Annotated in this window: 21 protein-coding genes; 12 read left to right on the top strand and 9 right to left on the bottom strand. The window is 63.3% G+C overall.

The features are described from left to right. The first annotated feature begins 152 nt into the window (after positions 1-152). Entirely contained in the window at positions 153-359 is a 207-nt protein-coding gene (gene cspD / locus BGP02_RS17760; RefSeq protein ID WP_017232769.1) for a cold shock domain-containing protein CspD, read from the top strand. 593 nt (positions 360-952) lie between these two features. On the opposite strand, the gene BGP02_RS17765 is transcribed toward cspD, so the two are convergent. The 4 genes from BGP02_RS17765 to BGP02_RS17780 all read right to left on the bottom strand — a co-directional run bounded on the left by BGP02_RS17765 (position 953) and on the right by BGP02_RS17780 (position 4,204). Beyond that, positions 953-1,267, bottom strand: coding sequence for a non-heme iron oxygenase ferredoxin subunit (locus tag BGP02_RS17765; RefSeq protein ID WP_017232768.1), 315 nt, complete (start codon positions 1,265-1,267; stop codon positions 953-955). 13 nt (positions 1,268-1,280) lie between these two features. After that, positions 1,281-1,754: an aromatic-ring-hydroxylating dioxygenase subunit beta gene (locus tag BGP02_RS17770; protein ID WP_261938056.1), complete on the bottom strand. Its 474-nt coding sequence runs from the start codon at positions 1,752-1,754 to the stop codon at positions 1,281-1,283. Between the two features lie 12 nt (positions 1,755-1,766). Next, complete coding sequence (locus BGP02_RS17775) at positions 1,767-3,056, bottom strand: aromatic ring-hydroxylating dioxygenase subunit alpha (protein WP_017232766.1); 1,290 nt, start codon at positions 3,054-3,056, stop codon at positions 1,767-1,769. A 74-nt stretch (positions 3,057-3,130) separates the two neighbouring features. After that, on the bottom strand, positions 3,131-4,204 hold the full coding sequence (locus BGP02_RS17780) for a 2Fe-2S iron-sulfur cluster-binding protein (RefSeq protein WP_286798926.1): 1,074 nt from the start codon (positions 4,202-4,204) through the stop codon (positions 3,131-3,133). 166 nt (positions 4,205-4,370) lie between these two features. Here BGP02_RS17780 and BGP02_RS17785 point away from each other — a divergent pair, with 166 nt between their 5' ends. Then, positions 4,371-5,282: a LysR family transcriptional regulator gene (locus BGP02_RS17785; RefSeq protein ID WP_017232764.1), complete on the top strand. Its 912-nt coding sequence runs from the start codon at positions 4,371-4,373 to the stop codon at positions 5,280-5,282. Between the two features lie 27 nt (positions 5,283-5,309). Here BGP02_RS17785 and BGP02_RS17790 read toward each other — a convergent pair whose 3' ends face one another. After that, entirely contained in the window at positions 5,310-6,053 is a 744-nt protein-coding gene (locus BGP02_RS17790; RefSeq protein ID WP_261938054.1) for an SDR family oxidoreductase, read from the bottom strand. A 108-nt stretch (positions 6,054-6,161) separates the two neighbouring features. On the opposite strand from BGP02_RS17790, the gene BGP02_RS17795 reads away from it, so the two are divergent. Both BGP02_RS17795 and BGP02_RS17800 read left to right on the top strand, forming a co-directional pair. Then, complete coding sequence (locus tag BGP02_RS17795; RefSeq protein ID WP_150562628.1) at positions 6,162-7,085, top strand: LysR family transcriptional regulator; 924 nt, start codon at positions 6,162-6,164, stop codon at positions 7,083-7,085. A gap of 219 nt (positions 7,086-7,304) precedes the next feature. Beyond that, on the top strand, positions 7,305-7,733 hold the full coding sequence (locus BGP02_RS17800; protein WP_017232761.1) for a hypothetical protein: 429 nt from the start codon (positions 7,305-7,307) through the stop codon (positions 7,731-7,733). 74 nt (positions 7,734-7,807) lie between these two features. Here BGP02_RS17800 and icd read toward each other — a convergent pair whose 3' ends face one another. Continuing rightward, positions 7,808-9,061 carry an NADP-dependent isocitrate dehydrogenase gene (icd, locus tag BGP02_RS17805; RefSeq protein ID WP_017232760.1) on the bottom strand — a complete coding sequence of 418 codons (1,254 nt, stop codon included), beginning with the start codon at positions 9,059-9,061 and terminating at the stop codon, positions 7,808-7,810. Positions 9,062-9,344: 283 nt separating this feature from the next. Between icd and BGP02_RS17810 the strand changes: the two genes are divergently transcribed. The 4 genes from BGP02_RS17810 (at position 9,345) to BGP02_RS17825 (ending at position 11,205) form a co-directional block, all read left to right on the top strand. Beyond that, positions 9,345-9,935: a pseudouridine synthase gene (locus tag BGP02_RS17810; RefSeq protein WP_286798928.1), complete on the top strand. Its 591-nt coding sequence runs from the start codon at positions 9,345-9,347 to the stop codon at positions 9,933-9,935. Positions 9,936-9,985: 50 nt separating this feature from the next. Then, positions 9,986-10,252 (top strand): hypothetical protein, encoded by a 267-nt coding sequence (locus tag BGP02_RS17815; RefSeq protein WP_017232758.1) that lies wholly within the window; start codon positions 9,986-9,988, stop codon positions 10,250-10,252. Positions 10,253-10,379: 127 nt separating this feature from the next. Beyond that, entirely contained in the window at positions 10,380-10,589 is a 210-nt protein-coding gene (locus tag BGP02_RS17820) for a hypothetical protein (protein ID WP_130026851.1), read from the top strand. Between the two features lie 136 nt (positions 10,590-10,725). Beyond that, positions 10,726-11,205: a DUF192 domain-containing protein gene (locus BGP02_RS17825; protein WP_410007527.1), complete on the top strand. Its 480-nt coding sequence runs from the start codon at positions 10,726-10,728 to the stop codon at positions 11,203-11,205. A gap of 15 nt (positions 11,206-11,220) precedes the next feature. Here BGP02_RS17825 and BGP02_RS17830 read toward each other — a convergent pair whose 3' ends face one another. The 3 genes from BGP02_RS17830 to xseA form a co-directional block, all read right to left on the bottom strand. Next, entirely contained in the window at positions 11,221-11,961 is a 741-nt protein-coding gene (locus BGP02_RS17830; protein WP_157211385.1) for an HD-GYP domain-containing protein, read from the bottom strand. Positions 11,962-12,192: 231 nt separating this feature from the next. Then, positions 12,193-12,771: a superoxide dismutase [Fe] gene (sodB, locus tag BGP02_RS17835; RefSeq protein WP_017232754.1), complete on the bottom strand. Its 579-nt coding sequence runs from the start codon at positions 12,769-12,771 to the stop codon at positions 12,193-12,195. Positions 12,772-12,974: 203 nt separating this feature from the next. Beyond that, positions 12,975-14,348 (bottom strand): exodeoxyribonuclease VII large subunit, encoded by a 1,374-nt coding sequence (gene xseA / locus BGP02_RS17840; RefSeq protein WP_261938051.1) that lies wholly within the window; start codon positions 14,346-14,348, stop codon positions 12,975-12,977. A 449-nt stretch (positions 14,349-14,797) separates the two neighbouring features. Between xseA and BGP02_RS17845 the strand changes: the two genes are divergently transcribed. From BGP02_RS17845 to BGP02_RS17860, 4 genes are read left to right on the top strand one after another with little or no spacing between them, the layout of a single operon-like run. Beyond that, the gene (locus BGP02_RS17845; RefSeq protein WP_017232751.1) at positions 14,798-15,412 is read left to right on the top strand and encodes a MotA/TolQ/ExbB proton channel family protein; all 615 of its coding nucleotides are present in this window, start codon (positions 14,798-14,800) and stop codon (positions 15,410-15,412) included. 15 nt (positions 15,413-15,427) lie between these two features. After that, complete coding sequence (locus BGP02_RS17850) at positions 15,428-15,889, top strand: ExbD/TolR family protein (RefSeq protein ID WP_286798929.1); 462 nt, start codon at positions 15,428-15,430, stop codon at positions 15,887-15,889. Then, entirely contained in the window at positions 15,886-16,959 is a 1,074-nt protein-coding gene (gene lpxK / locus BGP02_RS17855) for a tetraacyldisaccharide 4'-kinase (RefSeq protein ID WP_286798930.1), read from the top strand. The genes BGP02_RS17850 and lpxK overlap by 4 nt, the downstream gene beginning before the upstream one ends. Next, a complete protein-coding gene (locus BGP02_RS17860; RefSeq protein WP_017232748.1) occupies positions 16,940-17,146 on the top strand; it encodes a Trm112 family protein in 207 nt (68 codons plus the stop codon). The genes lpxK and BGP02_RS17860 overlap by 20 nt, the downstream gene beginning before the upstream one ends. Positions 17,147-17,150 lie beyond the last annotated feature (4 nt).

Here is a 17,150-nt window from a genome sequence, read left to right on the forward strand (position 1 = left end):
AAACAATCAACGTGGCGCTTTTCCTCAATAAGGGTTTTAAAAGAAAAGATGCCTGGGTGAGCCTAAGAAGCCGCCGCCAGCCGGCGGGATTTTCAGATGTGCTCGTTGTTGCGGTGATATGTAGTAGTCGTAATTGTTCAGGGGAAGTTCGTATGGCAACCGGTACGGTCAAATGGTTTAACGACGCCAAGGGTTTTGGATTCATCACGCCGGATGAGGGTGGCGAAGATCTGTTCGCGCACTTCTCGGCTATTCAGATGAACGGCTTCAAGACCCTCAAGGAAGGTCAAAAGGTGCAGTTCGAGGTCGTTCAAGGCCCGAAGGGCAAGCAGGCTTCGAACATTCAGGCGCCCGCCTGAGGTAGCGCCGCTCGTCGTATTGAAGACCCGGCTCCGGCCGGGTTTTTTATTGCGTCGCAACAATGCAACACGCACCGGTGAATTTTGCAGTTCGCTTTGCGAATATCAAAACCGACGCCGCATTCCACTCCGGCCCGGCAGCTTTTTGAAACGCGATGGCGTTTAATCCATTTGCTACCTGGCTTCATCGATATATTCCGCTCCCAAATTAAAATGGGACCGGACATTGTTGCTCTGCGGAAACCCATTACGCATTCGACCAATTTGACTCGGCATTCCTATGCAGCCGGCCGGTCAACCACGACTCAATCGTCGCGAGTTAAGTATCGGAATGAACGGGTTGTTTAAGGACTGTGCAAACCGAATCCGTGACAGCTATGCGATTCACGCATGAATATTATTTGTTTCATACAAAATAAAAATGCAACAAATGATACTTCGCCATGTGCACATCGCTCCCCACCGTAGCGTTGACCGGCGGCCCCGCCGCGGAAATGCGACGGGCCGCCCCGAACCCTCTCAAGTTCGATAGGCGGCCCGTGCAGTCGTGTTGCCCCTAGGCGGGGCAACCCACCGGTCTCACGGCAAAAGCGTTAGCTCAGATCGACGTAGACCTTATCGGCCTCGATGCGAATCGGATAGCGCCTCACTGCTGCGGTGAGCGGCGCGCACATCGCTGCGCCGGTTCGCACGTCGAATTTCCCCTGATGCAGAGGGCACTCGATCTCGTGCCCGTCGAGAAAGCCGTCGCACAGGCGGGCGTTTCCGTGTGTGCAGGCGTTGTCCGTGGCATACACCTCGCCGTCCACGCCGTACAGGGCAATCTCCCGTCCGCCCACGATCACGCCGATCACGTCGTCCTCGGGAATGGCGTCGCGCGACGCCGCCTCAATCCAGTTGCCGCTCATCGTGTGCCTCGCTTCAGATCGGATAGATCAGCGAGTTGGGAATCATCTCGCTGTCGAAAATGCATTGGCGGGACGCGAATTTCCATCCGTCGCCCGTTCGTTTGACGACGTCCAGATAGCGCCCGACCGACAGAATGTCGGTGAGCTGATCCGGCTTCGTCCGAAATACGGCGTAGTTGGCCTCGACCTGGAGCGTGTCGTCGTCGCGTCGCCGAATGGCCGGCAGTCCGATCACGTGGCGCTGGTAGTAAGGGTCGTGGAACAGCGTGTCGCGAATGCCATAGATGCGATCGCGCAGCATGCCGCGGCTCTCGAACGACAGGGTCGCCAGCGGCAGGCCCATCTCGAAATTCTCGCGCGGCTGAATGCGATACACGCAGTCATCCAGGAAGAAGTCGGGCCAGGCATCCCACTGCTGCGTGTCGAGCGCCGCCGCATAAGCGGCGTTGAGGTCGATCACGGCCTGAAACGTTGCAAAATCCACCATCGCGTCGTCTCCTCAAACGCCCATGACGCGGCGCCAATAGGCGTACATGCCGCGAATCAGGGTTTCCGTCACCATGTGTTCCGTGTTCTCCACCCCTGTGCCGCCCAACTCGGCGAGGGCGCGGTGCCAGGGCTTCTGCGCGAAACCTTCCTGCGAGCACTCGATGGCCTCGCCGTCGTCGGCCGACACAAAGCCGGCCGGGCCAAACAGATTGGCCTGACGCAAACGGCGCTGCGTCATTTCCTCGGTGTCGTCTTCGAAACCGAAATGCGTCCAGACGAAGTCGAACGCATCGTGGCCGCGCGGCTGGATGTGACGCGTCGAGACCGAGTTGACTTGTTGCTGCAGAATCACGCTGGGGAAAAGCGTCATGAGCACGGCCGTCGGCCCCTTCCACCAGTCTTCCTGCACGATGTCGAGAAAGCGCGTGTCGTTGAGCGACATCGACGCCTTGAAACTCGACACCCCCGAGGTCACTTCCCCGCCACCGCCCTGCCCGCGCGTGGACACCATCGCGGCATGACGCCCGTGCTCGTCCATCACCAGACGCGATTTGTTATCCGCGCGCCACAACCCGAACGTGACGAACCACGTGTGCAAGAGACCTGGGTGGTAGGGGTCCTTGATGTTCTCCTGCATCAGCTTCCAGTTCCCCGGGATGCGCTGCTTGTTGTAGCCGAGCAGTTTGAGCTTTCGCCCGTTGAACAGTCGATCGAAGTAGGCGCAGATCTCCGGCCCGAGAAAGTTCTCGAGGGATTCGATGTCGTGATCGAATGACGCGAAAATCACGCCGCCGCGCGTGGCGACCTTGAGCCGGGTGAGGCCGTGATCTTCCGGCTTGAAATCCTTCGGCATGCCGCCGTTGATCTTGCCGTCCTGCTTCACGCCGCGCCGGAACGGCACGCCCTGCAGATTGCCCTTCAGGTCGTAGTTCCACTGGTGATATGGGCAGTGGAAGTCCGTGCGGTTGCCGCGCTTTTCGCGACAGAACTTCATGCCACGATGCGCGCAGACGTTTTCGACGACGTTGATGTCCCCCGCGGCATCTCGCGTCACGATGACGGAGCGCTCACCGATCACCGTGCGCTTGAAATCGCCCGGATTCGGCACTTCGGCTTCCAGCCCGACGTAGTTCCAGTGGTTGCGGTAGAAGCAGGCGTCCAGCTCGCGCCGATACAGTTCTGCGTCCGTATAGACGCGAAAGGGGATGCGGCTCGAGCCCTCGGCGGGCCAGACATCCGACGGCTGCGCGCCGGCGCACGGCGCCGGGTCGAACTCGGCAGTCTGCGGTGTGGTACTCATGATCGTCTCCTGAGGGGGATGCGGGAAAGACCGGGAACGCGCCAGTGCGCTGCTGGCGGGAACTTCACCGGCCGTCATGCCACCTTCGCGTAAAACGCGTCGGCATAGATATGGGCGGCATCAACACCGCGCTCGCGCAGCAGCCGGGTGGCGGCGTCGACCATCGGCGGCGCGCCGCACAAATAGGCGCGCCAGCCCGAGAGCGCATCGGGGCCGACGTAATCGGCAGCGAGCGCGTGCGTGACATGCCCCAGGCGGAATCCCGGATTCGGTGCGTCGGGTGCGATGGGTGTGATGGGTGCGCCCGGAGCGTCGGTCGTCGTCACGACATGCAGGCGAATGCCGTCGTGACGCGACGCGAGTTCGCGCAGCCACGTAAGGCCATACACGTCCGCCGGCGAGCGCGCGCCGACATAAATGTCGATGCGGTTGGTCATGCCACGGGCGAGCGCCCCGCGCACGATCGACAGCACCGGCGCCAGGCCGGTGCCGCCGGCGACGCAAAGCATCGGCCCGTCGTGCCGCGTGCGCAGATACGACGTGCCAAGCGGGCCCGATACCCGCACGGCATCGCCGACCTTGAGCTGTTCGTCGACATAGCCGGTCACGGCCCCACCGGGCACCCGGCGGATGTGAAATTCGAGCGTGTCGTCGGCATCGAGTCCGGCCATGGAATATGGCCGGATATGCGCGGGGGTGAATTGCAGCGTGGCGTACTGACCGGGCGAAAAACTGAGCGGCTTCGCCGTCGTGAGCACCACGCGCTTGATGTCGTGGGTCAGTGGTTCGATCGCGAGCACCGTCGCCTTGAGAATTTTCGCGGGATGCACGACGACTTCATCGACATCCGGCAAGGCGATCTCGCAGTCGCCGTGGACGGTCGACTGGCACGCGAGCACGTAACGCGCAGGGGATGCCGTGCGCCCCGCCCGCCCCGCCAGACCATCGCCATCGCCATCGTGATGACGATATTCGACGCCTTCGGCTTCGCGCACGGCCCCCGAAACGACGCGACAGCGGCAGGTGCCGCAGCGTCCGGACAGGCAACTGTACGACATCGGGATCTGACGATCGGTGAGGGCTTTGAGCAAATTGTCGCCGGGCGCGACCTCGAAGCGTTCGCCGAGTGGCTGCACGTGAACTTGCATGGGGAGGGTCTCCGTTCTGACGGCACCCGCCTCGGGCACCGCGCGTGGCGTTTGGACGCCGTTTGCAAGAAGCATCTCGCAAGCCGCGTTATAAACCAATAGAATTCAGGTTATATGTCCTATAAATCTCAGTGATTTAACTGAGCATCGAGACGCGTTCCTTCCCATGGACCTGCATTCCGTCGACCTGAACCTGCTGGTGGTCTTCCAGCATCTGTACAACGCGCGACGCGTGTCTCGCGTGGCAGAGACGCTTGGCGTGACGCAACCCGCGATCAGCAATTCGCTCGCGCGCCTGCGCAAGTTGTTCAACGACGAATTGTTCATCCGCACCTCGCGCGGCATGCTGCCGACCCCGATGGCCATCGAACTGGCCGAACCGGTCGCCGCGGCGCTGGATGCGCTGCACGGGGTCTTCAATCGTCAGCTCGCCTTCGATCCGGCAACGAGCCAGCGCGCGTTTCAAATCGCCATGACGGACATCGGAGAAGTGCACTTCCTGCCCAGGCTCATGCACGCGCTTGGCGAGCGGGCACCGGGCATTACGATCAGCACGGTGCGCAATACGGCGGTCAACTTGCAGGAGGAGATGGCGGCGGGTCAGGTGGATCTCGCCGTGGGGCATCTGCCGGATCTGACGACGGAGTTTTTCCAGCGGCGTCTGTTTCGGCAGAAGTATGTGTGCATGTTTCGCCCCGGGCATCCGCTCGACCGACCGGCGACGGCGAGGATGGCGCGCGAGGATTTCGAGCACGCGGAGCAGGTAATGGTGGTCGCCGCCGGCACCGGGCACGGCCGGGTCGACGATTTCATGGCGCGCGCTCACGTACAGCGCAACATCCGGCTGCGCGTGCCGCACTTCGTCGCGCTCGCCGACATTCTGCACGCCACGGATCTAATCGCCACGGTGACGGAGAAGTTTGCCCAGCGCAGCGCGCAGCACTTCGGCTTGCGTTACGTCGACCATCCGCTGGACCTACCGGACGTCCAGATCAACCTGTTCTGGCACGCGCGCTATCACCGCGAACCGGCAAGCCAGTGGATGCGCGCGCTCCTGTTCGAGCTGTTCTCGGAGTGAGGCGGCGAGCTGCCGCCCCGTTCCGAATCACGCGTTGAAACCGCCATCGATGGTCAGGCTGGCACCCGTCACGAAACCCGCCTCGTCGCTGGCGACATAAGCCACCATCGCTGCGATTTCCTCGGGATGCGCATGACGCTTGAGCGCCATCAGGTCGTGCATGGTCGCCGCGAAATCCCCGGTGGCGGGATTCATGTCGGTATTCGTCGGGCCCGGCTGCACGTTGTTGACCGTAATGCCGCGCGGCCCAAGGTCACGCGCCATGCCCTTGACCAGGCCGACCAGTGCCGCCTTGCTCATCGCATACGTCGCGGCGCCCGCAAACGGCATGCGCTCCGCGTTGCACGAGCCGATATTGATGATGCGACCGCCCTCGCCCATGTGCGCGAGTACCGCCTTCGAGGCCACGAACACAGCGCGCACGTTCACATCGAGCATGCGGTCGAATTCTTCCAGCGCAAGGTCGGCCACCGATGCCATCGAAAACACGCCGGCATTGTTCACCAGAATGTCGATCTTGCCGAGCGCGTGGGCGGCGTCGTTGATTGCCTGGGTCAGGGCGGTGGCGTCTGCTGCATCCACATGCAAGGCCATGGCACGCCCGCCGGACGCCTCAATGCGCTCGACCAGATCCTGCGCCGCGGCCTTCGATCCCTTGTATGTGAACGCGACCGCCGCACCGCCGTGCGCGAGCCGCTGCACGATCGCCGCGCCGATACCGCGCGAGCCGCCTGTCACGAAAGCCACCTTGCCTCGAAAGTTCGTTGCCATCTCATTGCTCCATTCGGTTAAGAGGTGAAGCCAGTATCGCGAGCAAATTACACCTCAACTAGACCATAATCCATATCATCACTTTCAACCCAACGGAATAGATGAACGATGGACGCCTTGCATCTGATCGAATCATTCGTCCTGAGTGCGCGTGCGGGCAGTTTCTCGGCGGCCGCGCGACGACTGGGGATGACCCCTGCAGCGGTGAGCAAGAATGTGGCGCGGCTGGAGGGGCAGCTCGGCTTGCGGCTGTTTCACCGCAGTACTCGCAGCCTGACACTGACGGCGGGCGGCGAGCGATTCCTGCTGGACGTCGATGGCCCGTTCGCGGCCCTGAACGACGCCTTTTCACGCGCCGCCGAGCGCGAAGGCACCCCGTCCGGGATCCTCAAGGTGAGCGTGGCCCACGCCTTCGGCCGCCAGTATCTCGTGCCGCTGCTGGGCGACTTTCTTGCCCGCTATCCGGATGTCGTGCCGGATTGGCGATTCGACAACCGGGGCGTGGACGTGGTGAGCGAGGGCTTCGACGCCGCGATAGGCGGCGGTATCGAACTCACCCCCGGCGTCATCGCCCGGCGCCTGGCACCGACGTACGCCGTGATTTGCGCGTCGGCCGACTATATGCGCGCGCGTCAGGTACCGGGGCATCCCGCCGAACTCGCGACGTTCGACGCGATCGTCCGGCGCTCCGGAACGTCGGGGCGGCTGCGCGCATGGGATTTGCGAAACGCGATCGGTGAGCGGGTCAACGTCGAGGCGCGAACCCGCATGATTTTCGACGACCCGGAGGCGATGGCGCACGCCGTCGCGCTGGGCTATGGCGTGGCGTTGCTACCGATGCCGCATGCCGCGCCCCTGCTCGCGTCCGGTCGAATTCAACGGCTGTTGCCGGGCTGGTTCGAGGAATACGGCGGGGTGTCCATCTACTATTCGAACAAGAAACAGCTGCCACTGCGGACACGCGTGTTCGTGGATCACGTTGTCCACGCGTTCGAAGCCCAACGCCTAGCCGCGTATTTCGACGGGCGGTGAGTGGCCTCGACAGCATCGCTCCCCCGTGCGCATTGCGACCAACCATGCGTGAGGCTACCGAGTCGAAGACCGAGCGGGTCGCGCGGATCGGCGCGCTGCGCGCCCGTCCCTTGCGTTACGCGTACGCATGCACTGTAATGAAAGCGTTGTACCGACGACTTGTGCGGGCAAGGAGAACGCCCACGTGTTGGCCGCAAAAGGGGGGTTGGGAGGTCCGGCATGGACACCACGACGACCGCATGGCGAGTCATGGTACTCGTCGCGTGCCTGCTGACGGCGGGCGCGGCGCATGCACAGTCAGCGTATCCTCCGCCGACCCTCGCGGTAAGCGTGGGCGTCGGCGAGAAGGTCGCGATCTGGGTACAACCCAACTTCAGTGTGCTGTGCCGCTCGTTGGGCCAGCCGACGTTCGAACTCGACTCGACGCCCGCACTCGGTAAAGTCACGCCGGAATGGATCGACTATGTGGTTCCGGACGGACAACGCTGCGAGACGATGCATTTTCCCGGCATGGTCGTCTGGTATCAGGCGGGATCGTCGCCGGGCACGGACACCGTCGTCTGGACCGTCGGTTTTCCGCGCGAACTGACGAGCCGTGTGCCAAGCACCGGCGACCACCGCGTGAGCACCACCGTCGTCGTGCACTAGGCCGAGCGCCCCCGGACGGAAGCGTCGGCGTTGCCAAACGAGCGGCGGCAAATCAGCGGCAACCCCGTGGCGCGTCACATGTTGGCGATCATCACGTTGCCGAAGCCCGAGCACGACACCTGCGTCGCCCCTTCCATCAGGCGGGCAAAGTCATAGGTCACCTGCTTCGACAGGATCGACTTTTCCATCGACGCGATGATCAGATCCGCCGCTTCCGTCCAGCCCATGTGCCGCAGCATCATCTCGGCCGAGAGAATCTCCGATCCAGGATTCACGTAGTCCTTGCCCGCGTACTTCGGCGCCGTGCCGTGCGTCGCTTCGAACATCGCAACCGAGTCGGACAGGTTCGCCCCCGGGGCGATTCCGATGCCCCCCACCTGCGCGGCGAGCGCATCGGAGATGTAGTCGCCGTTCAGGTTGAGCGTGGCGATCACGTCGTACTCTGCGGGGCGCAACAGAATCTGTTGCAGGAATGCATCCGCGATCGAGTCCTTGATCGTGATCTCCTTGCCCGTCTTGGGGTTCTTCAGTTTGCACCACGGACCGCCGTCGATCTCCATCGCGCCGAATTCGTTCTTGGCGAGCGCGTATCCCCAATCGCGGAATCCGCCCTCGGTGAACTTCATGATGTTGCCTTTGTGAACGATCGTCACCGAGTCGCGATTGTTGTCGATCGCGTACTGAATCGCCTTGCGCACCAGTCGCTCGGTACCCTCGCGCGAGACCGGCTTGATGCCGATCCCCGACGTCTGCGGAAAGCGGATCTTGGTCACGCCCATCTCGTCCTGCAAGAAGGCAATCAGTTTTTTCGCGCCGGCCGATTCCGCCTCCCACTCGATGCCCGCGTAGATGTCCTCGGAGTTCTCGCGGAAGATCACCATGTCGATCTTCTCGGGATGACGCACCGGCGACGGTACGCCCTTGAAGTACTGCACCGGACGCAGACACACATAAAGGTCCAGCTGCTGGCGCAACGCGACGTTGAGCGATCGAATGCCACCGCCCACGGGGGTGGTCAGCGGCCCCTTGATCGATACTACGTAGTCCTTGACAACCTGGAGCGTTTCATCGGGCAGCCATACATCCGGTCCGTAAACGCGCGTCGATTTCTCGCCGGCATAGACTTCCATCCAATGGATCTTGCGCTTCTCGCCGTACGCTTTGGCCACTGCCGCGTCGACGACCTTGAGCATCACCGGCGTAATATCCACGCCGGTGCCGTCGCCCTCGATGTACGGGATGATCGGATTGTCGGGCACGTTCAGGGAGAAATCCTGGTTGACCGTGATCTTCTCGCCTGCCGGGACCTTGATGTGCTGATACGACATGGTGGGCTCCAATGGGATGAATCGGACTGTGCGCGTCAAACGGGGTGAAGGATGCCACCGCTCGCCGCATTACGGCTTTATTGTAGTCACAGCGTCGTAGGGCGCGTTGACGCAAATCAAGTCTTATATAAGACATAAGACTGGCGATCTCGATTATGCATTAACATGACGGGGCTGACCAGCGCCGTACGCGCTCGGCGGGCGTAGCGCCATGGGGTCGAGCCCGGGTCGAGCGCCGATCGCGCCCGACGGCATCGGCAACTTCCGATTTTCTTCCCTTGGTATGACACTTCTCGCACTCAACAAGCCCTTCGGCACGATCTGCCAGTTTTCGCCGCATCCGACACGTCCCACGCTCGCCGAGTGCGTGACGCGCCCGGGCGTCTATCCGGCCGGACGGCTCGACGCCGACAGCGAGGGACTCCTGCTGCTCACCGACGACGGTCGTCTGCAGGCCCGCATCGCGGAGCCGGAACGCAAATTGCCGAAGACGTATTGGGCGCAGGTCGAGGGCGAGTACGACGAGGCGGCCGTCGCACGTCTGCGCGCCGGCCTAGATCTGGGCGACTTCGTCACGCTGCCGTGCGAAGCACGCGAGATCGCTGAGCCCGCCCAGCTCTGGCCACGTCACCCGCCGATCCGCTATCGCGCCAGCATCCCGACCCACTGGCTGGAAATCTCGCTCGTCGAAGGCAAGAACCGCCAGGTCAGACGCATGACCGCCGCCGTCGGCAAACCGACGCTGCGACTGGTTCGCATTGCGATCGGCCCGGTTGACGTCTTTTCGTTGAAGCTTGTCCCGGGACAATGGTGCGAGTTGCCGCAACAAATACTTACACTTCCCGGTCAACGAAGCCGTCGTTCACCTCGTTGAGGGAACAGGTGCGCAACATACGCACCACTCAGAAACGAGGAAACCAAGTCATGAAGAAACTGCTGCTTGCACTGACCGCCGGGCTGATCGTGTCCGGCGCCGCGATGGCCCAACAATCGGCGCCGGCCACGGCGCCCGTCGCACCGGCGGCACCCGCAGCAGCGGCGCCCGCGATGTCGGCACCGGCGGCCGATCGCGCAGCCCCCGCGAAAATGGCCCCCAAACACAAGAAGCATCACTACAAGAAGCATCACTACAAGAAGTATCACCACAAGAAGCCGGCCACCAAGCAACCGGCCGTCGGTAACAAGCCGTAATACGTTTCACCGAAAAAATCCGCGAGCGGGTTGTCAACCGATGTCCTGAACGGACGTTATAGGAAGTGACTCACTTCGCGGGTCAACGAGTACATCACCCCAACATCGAGCTCCAACGAGGAATCTCATGAAAAAACTGATCGCTGCCCTGGTCGCTGGCCTGTTCGCAACGGGCGTGTTCGCCCAAGCTTCGGCTCCGGCCGCTGACGCTGCTGCTCCGGCTGCCGCTACGAAGCCGGCTGCCAAGTCGACCCACAAGAAGGCCCACAAGAAGTCGCACAAGAAGTCGGCCAAGAAGGCTGCTGCTGCTGAAGCTCCGGCTGCTGCCAGCAAGTAAGTACCACGTCGCGCAGCCTCGCTGCGCAACGCATGGTAATAAGCAGGTTGCTCACGCAGCCTGCTTTTTTTTCGCCCGGCGGCTACAATGGCTCGCCACGTACCTGACGTTCCCCCGATCTTTCCAGGAGCCGTTTGTGATCCGGATTCCACGTCAACTGGCCGCGCTCGCCGCCAGCGCCACGTTTGCCGCTACCGCCGCCTTCCTGGCAATCGCGCCGGCCAGCGCCTCGGCACAAATCAAGCAGGCCGGGCAGTTCCCGACCGTTCAGCTCTCCGCCGGCATGTATCTCATCAAGGCCGAGGTCGCCGCGAATGAGGCCGACCGCGAACAGGGCCTGATGTATCGCACGACGATGCCCGCCAACGCCGGCATGCTCTTCGTGTTCGAACAACGCGCCGGTCACTGCTTCTGGATGAAGAACACCGATCTGCCACTGTCGATCGCGTTCCTGGCCGACGACGGCACGATCGTCAACATCGAAGACATGGCGCCGCAGACCGAAGACAATCATTGCCCGCGTGCCGCCGTGCGTTACGCACTGGAAATGAATCAAGGCTGGTTCAAAAGCAAACACATCGGCCCCGGCGCAAAGATCTCCGGCCTGCCGCGCTGAATGATGGCGTTGCGCTCAGTACGCGCCGCTCGATAGCCGCAACGCCGGTCCGAGCGAGCGCTCGAGAAAACGATCCAGCAGCCATGGATCGAAGTGACGCCCGCGCTCCGCGAGCATCGCCTCGACGATCTGCGCGGGACTGAGTGCCGCGCGATACGGACGGTGACTCGCGAGCGCGTCGAACACATCGACCAGCGCTACGATCCGTCCCGCCAGGGGAATACGATTTCCCGACAGCGCACCCGGATAGCCACCGCCGTCGTAACGCTCGTGATGCGTGCGGGCGACCGTCGCGGCCAACGCGCAGGCTGCGCCGCCGAGCGTGCTCAGTATGTCGGCGCCTGATTGCGGATGCATGCGCATCACGCGAATCTCATCGGGCGTCAGCTTGCCCGGCTTTTCCAATATCGCGTTCGGAACACACAGCTTGCCGGTGTCGTGCAGCGCGGCGGCGAGCCCGAGGGCCTGCGCCTCGACCGCTGGGATCCCCAACGCTTGGGCGAAACGCCAGGTGAGCGCGCCGACACGCCACATGTGGGTCGCGGTGCCGCCGCGCTTATGTTCGGCCAACCGGAAGAGTGCCCACGCTGCGGGCGGCAGGCTGCGCATGAGACGGGCGTCTGCGAGCCAGTGGCGGTGCGAGTGGGGTTGTGTGCGGTCGTGCGAGGCGTCGCGACCGGTCGCTGCCCGCGAGGCATCGCGGGTGCAAGAGGCGCTCGCCACGGGGATGGCGTGCGTTGGCGCAGGGTCGGGCATACATTGTTCGGTGAGTTTGAAACGCACACTCTAACGACGCGCAGATCCGCAAATATTGATTGCCATCAAGCCCAGGGCAGATGCCTACAGTCTGGCAACCGCAGTAAAAAGAAAGCCCACCGCGAGCGGTGGGCTTTCTTTTTGCCGGTGACGCCGGACGCTCGGGTCGGGCGCCTGACGTCACCTCGTTGGCACGTTGCCGACGTCGACCGGCAACGTCCGGGGCCTCGATTACGCGAAGTTCTTTGCGGCGAAGTCCCAGTTGACCAGGTTCCAGAATGCCTCGACGAACTTCGGACGGGCATTGCGGTAGTCGATGTAGTACGCGTGTTCCCACACGTCGATCGTGATCAGCGGCTTGTCCGCGCCGGTCAGCGGCGTGGCGGCGTTGCTGGTGTTGACGATGTCGACCGACCCGTCGGCCTTCTTCACAAGCCACGTCCAGCCCGAACCGAAGTTGCCGACGGCCGACTTCGAGAAGGTTTCCTTGAACGCGTCGAACGAGCCGAACTTGGCGTCGATGGCCTTGGCCAGATCGCCCGACGGCGCACCGCCGCCCTTCGGCGACAGCGTGTTCCAGAAGAAGGTGTGGTTCCACACCTGCGCCGCGTTGTTGAACACGCCGCCCGACGACTTCTTGATGATGTCTTCGAGGCTGGCGCTTTCGAATTCGGTGCCCTTGATCAGGTTGTTCAAGTTGGTCACATAGGCTTGGTGATGCTTGCCGTAGTGATACTCCATCGTTTCCTTGGAGATGGTCGGCGCGAGTGCGTCGATGGCGTACGGCAGTTCAGGGAGCTTGTGTTCCATGGCGATTGTCCTTTGTGCTCTGAGGGGAACCCGATTTTGCGTTATCCGGAGCCATCGATTCTAGGGCAGATGCGATAACCCCGCAAACCGCACGGTTACTCGCCGGGCCGCACCGGGTGGCTGCAACGCGACGATTGCTGGCCAATACCGCCTGATCGACGCATGATGCCCGCGATTGCCCCGGATTGCCGTACCAAGCCCCGCTAAAAAGTATCGTCTAGCCTGACCTGAACATCACCAATACCCACATCGGCCGCGCCGTCGGCCAGATGCATCGTCACGTGCTGGCCGCGCTGGAGTTTGCGGGGGTCGCGCAACGGCTGTCCCTTGGCGTCGAGCACGGCGGCATAACCGCGCTGCAGCGTGCGGCGCGGGTTGAGCAGCTCGAGTTGCGCCGTGGCATCGGCCAGCCGTTGTACCGAGCGCTCCGTGCGGCGTGACATCGCGTTTTGCAGGCGCTGCGAGAGGAGCGCAACGCGCTCGTGTTGCGGGGCGATGCCGGGCACGGCACGCGTCAGACGCAGGCGCAGCATTTCGAAGCGGCCGCGGCGCTGGGCCAACGGGCGCTCAAGCGCGTGACGCAACCGATCGGCCAAGTGCGCCAGTTCGCCCCGCTGGCGCGCCAGACGCTCGCGCGGCGACACCAGCGCGCGCGACACACTGTCGAGCTGCTGGGCGCGTTGCTCGAGCATGCGCCACATGGCCCGCGTCAGACGTTGGCGCTCACGGTCGAGCTCGCGCAAACATTCGTCGCGCGACGCACTGATCAGCTCCGCCGCCGCCGTCGGCGTGGGCGCCCGAACGTCCGCCACAAAGTCGGCAATGGTGAAATCGGTTTCATGCCCCACACCGGACACCACGGGCAACTCGCTGCGCGCAATGGCATGGGCCAGCACTTCCTCGTTGAATGCCCACAGGTCTTCGATCGCACCGCCGCCCCGGCAAAGCAGCAGGGTATCGACCTCGCGGCGGGCGTTGGCCGTGTCGAGTGCCGCCGCGAGCCGCATGGCGGCATCGGCGCCCTGCACCGGGGCGGGATACACCACGACCGAGACGTGCGGTGCGCGCCGGGCGAGCGTCGTCAACACGTCGCGCAGGGCTGCCGCCTGCAGCGACGTTACGACGCCAATGCGACGGGCATAGCGCGGCAACTCACGCTTGCGCGCCGCGTCGAACAGCCCGGCCGCCGCCAGCTTTTCCTTGAGTCGCAGAAACGCCTCATACAGATTGCCTTGCCCGGCGCGGCGGATCGCTTCGACATTGAGCTGCACCTCCCCGCGCGGTACATACATGGAGAGCAGCGCGCGGACTTCGACCCGATCGCCCTCCTTCGGCGAGAAATCGGCGTGCTGGGCGCGGCCGCGAAACATCACGCAGCGCATTTGCGCTTGCGCATCCTTGATCGAGAAATACCAATGGCCGCTCGCCGCGCGCGTGAAGTTCGAAATTTCACCGCTGACCCATGCCAGGGGGAAGCTCCGCTCCAGCACGCCGGCCACGGCTTTGTTCAAATCCGAAACACTTAGCACGCGATCCGCGCCACCAGCGGGCCGGGCGTCGTCGAAAGATAAGTTCATGCGTGTTTGCCGGCAAAAAACTGTCCACAGGCCCGCTAATTTAAGGGTTTTCTCGCCCGGTCGCCGCATTTTTCCTTCGCCCCGATGCCAAACCCTTGATTTATCGGCCCTTGCGGAGCGCTTCGCGGCGATGCGGCGAAGCGATATCAACGCGATCGTCACGCGATCGCTTGATTCGCCGACATGTTCACATAGTTATCCACAGGCGCGCGGCGATTGACTGGGAATCGTGAGTTTGCGGATATGTTCATTTCTGAAACGTTTTCCTGCCCATTTTTTCATCACGGAGGAAAAAATCACGTCGCATCAATCAGTTGCTGAATGTATCCCAAGCTTTTCCACATCCTTGTGCGCCTGTGGTGTGGAAAACGGTGCTTGCCCATCCCCCCCCTGCAAGCTACAGTTCGGACTCGTTTGCCCGATCCCCCGCAATAAGTAAGAGGTCGTCCTTGTTTGCCGTTATCCAGGCCGCCGGCTGGCCCATCTGGCCGCTTCTCATCGCCTCCGTTTTCGCGCTCGCCCTGATCGTCGAGCGCGCCCTGTCGCTGCGCCGCACCCGCGTGCTGCCGAGCGGCGTGCTCGAAAATGCCATCACGCTCGCCAGGCGTGGTTCGGGCAAGCAAGACGCGACCGACGCGTTGGCGCGCGGCTCGATGCTCGGGCGCGTGCTCGCCACCGGCGTTCGCTACGTCGCCCACAACCCGCAGGGTCCACGTGAAGGCGCGAAAGAAGCATTGGAAGAGACCGGACGTGCTGTCGCGCACGAACTGGAGCGTTTTCTGCCCGCGCTGGGCACCATCGCGTCGGTCGCACCGCTGATGGGCCTGTTCGGCACCGTCGTCGGCATGATCGAAATCTTTGGTGCGCAAGACGCCTCGGGCACGGATCCCGCGCAATTGGCGCACGGCATTTCGGTTGCGCTCTATAACACCGGCTTCGGTCTGATGATCGCGATTCCCGCGATGATCTTCTATCGTTACTACCGCACCCGTGTCGACGCGTTCCTGGTCGAACTCGAGACGCAGGCGGTCCATTTCCTCGATGCCACGCTGCCGCGGCATTGATCCGAGGGACGCACGATGAATTTCCGTCGAGGTCTCTCCACACGCGACGAACCGGAGATCAACCTGATCCCGCTCATCGACGTGCTGCTGGTCATTCTGATCTTCCTGATGGTCACCACGACCTACACGCGCTACACGGCGCTGAAGGTCAACCTCCCGACGGCCGATGCACAGAAGGCCGTCGTGCCGCCACGTCAGATCGTGGTCTCGGTCGGCGCCGACGGCAGTTACGCCATTGACCGGCACGCGCTCGCGCAGCGCGATGTCGCGAGCCTTACGACAGCGCTGCGTCAAGCGGCCGGTCCCGCGAACACCGACGCCGAGTCGCCGGTCGTCGTGATCAATGCCGACGCCAAAAGCGCGCATCAGTCGGTCATCAACGTCATGGAAGCCGCCCGCGAGGCCGGTCTGTCTCGCCTGACGTTCGCCGCACGCTCGACGACGGCCCACGGCGCGGCGGGTCAACTGTCCCGATGACGACACCTTCATCACACCCCAGCCATGCCGCGGGCGTGCGCTCGCGCGCACTGGTGCCGCGTCTGTCGGGCTCGTTGGTGCATTGGGTCAGCGCCCAGTGGCAGCGACGAGGACTCCTCGCCTGGCTGCTGTGGCCGATATCGTGGGTTTTTGCCGCCATGGCGGCCTGGCGGCGCCTGAGCTTTCGCCAGGGATGGAGAACGTCGACGCGGCTGCCGGTTCCGGTCGTCGTCGTCGGCAATCTCACCGTCGGGGGCACCGGTAAAACGCCGACTGTCATCGCGCTGGTCGGCGCGTTGCGCGCGCTCGGCTATACGCCCGGCGTTCTGTCGCGCGGATACGGGGCAACGCTGCCACGTCCGACCGAAGTCAGTCCAACGGCACGCCCCGACGCGGTCGGCGACGAGCCGCTGCTGATCGCCAAGCGCACGGGGGTGCCGGTGTGGGTGTGGCCGTCGCGTGTCGAAGGTGGCCGCGCGCTGCTGGCCGCGCATCCGGCATGCGACGTCATCGTTTGTGACGACGGCCTGCAACATTACGCGCTCGCGCGTGACGTTGAAATCGCCGTCTTCGACCACCGGCTGGGCGGCAACGGCTTCCTGCTGCCCGCCGGACCGTTGCGCGAACCGCTCTCGCGGCGACGCGACGCCAATCTGATCAACGACCCTTACGGCAAAACGCTCCCCCAGTGGCCCGACACCTGGCGGCTGACACTTACGCTGGGCGATGCCTGGTGCGTAAGCCAGCCGAGCCTGACCCGGGCGCTGGTGCACTTCTCGGGCAAACGCGTGTTGGCGGCGGCCGGTATCGGCGCGCCCGAGCGCTTCTTCGCGGCGCTGCGTGGCGCAGGTCTGCAGATCGAGACGCTGGCGTTGCCCGACCATTACGACTTTGCGACGAATCCGTTCGACGGCGCCGCGGCCGATGCCATCCTGATCACCGAAAAGGATGCAGTAAAATGCGTCACCTGGTCCGACCCACGCGTGTGGGCCGTGCCTGCGGAGGCAGCGCTCGACGCGCGCCTCGTATCCCTGGTAGTGGAGAAATTGCGTGGACAACCGACTGTTTGAGATTCTCGTCTGCCCGTTGTGCAAGGGCCCCCTGGAGTACGACAAGAAAGCCCAGGAGCTGATTTGCCACGCCGACAAGCTCGCTTACCCGATTCGGGACGGCATTCCCGTCATGCTGGCCGATGAAGCGCGCCAGTCCGTCGAAGGTACGCCCGTGCCGCTGAGCGGCGACAAGCCGGCATCGTGAGCGA

The organism is Pandoraea sp. 64-18, from assembly GCF_001899225.1.
Classification (GTDB): Bacteria; Pseudomonadota; Gammaproteobacteria; order Burkholderiales; family Burkholderiaceae; genus Pandoraea; species Pandoraea cepalis.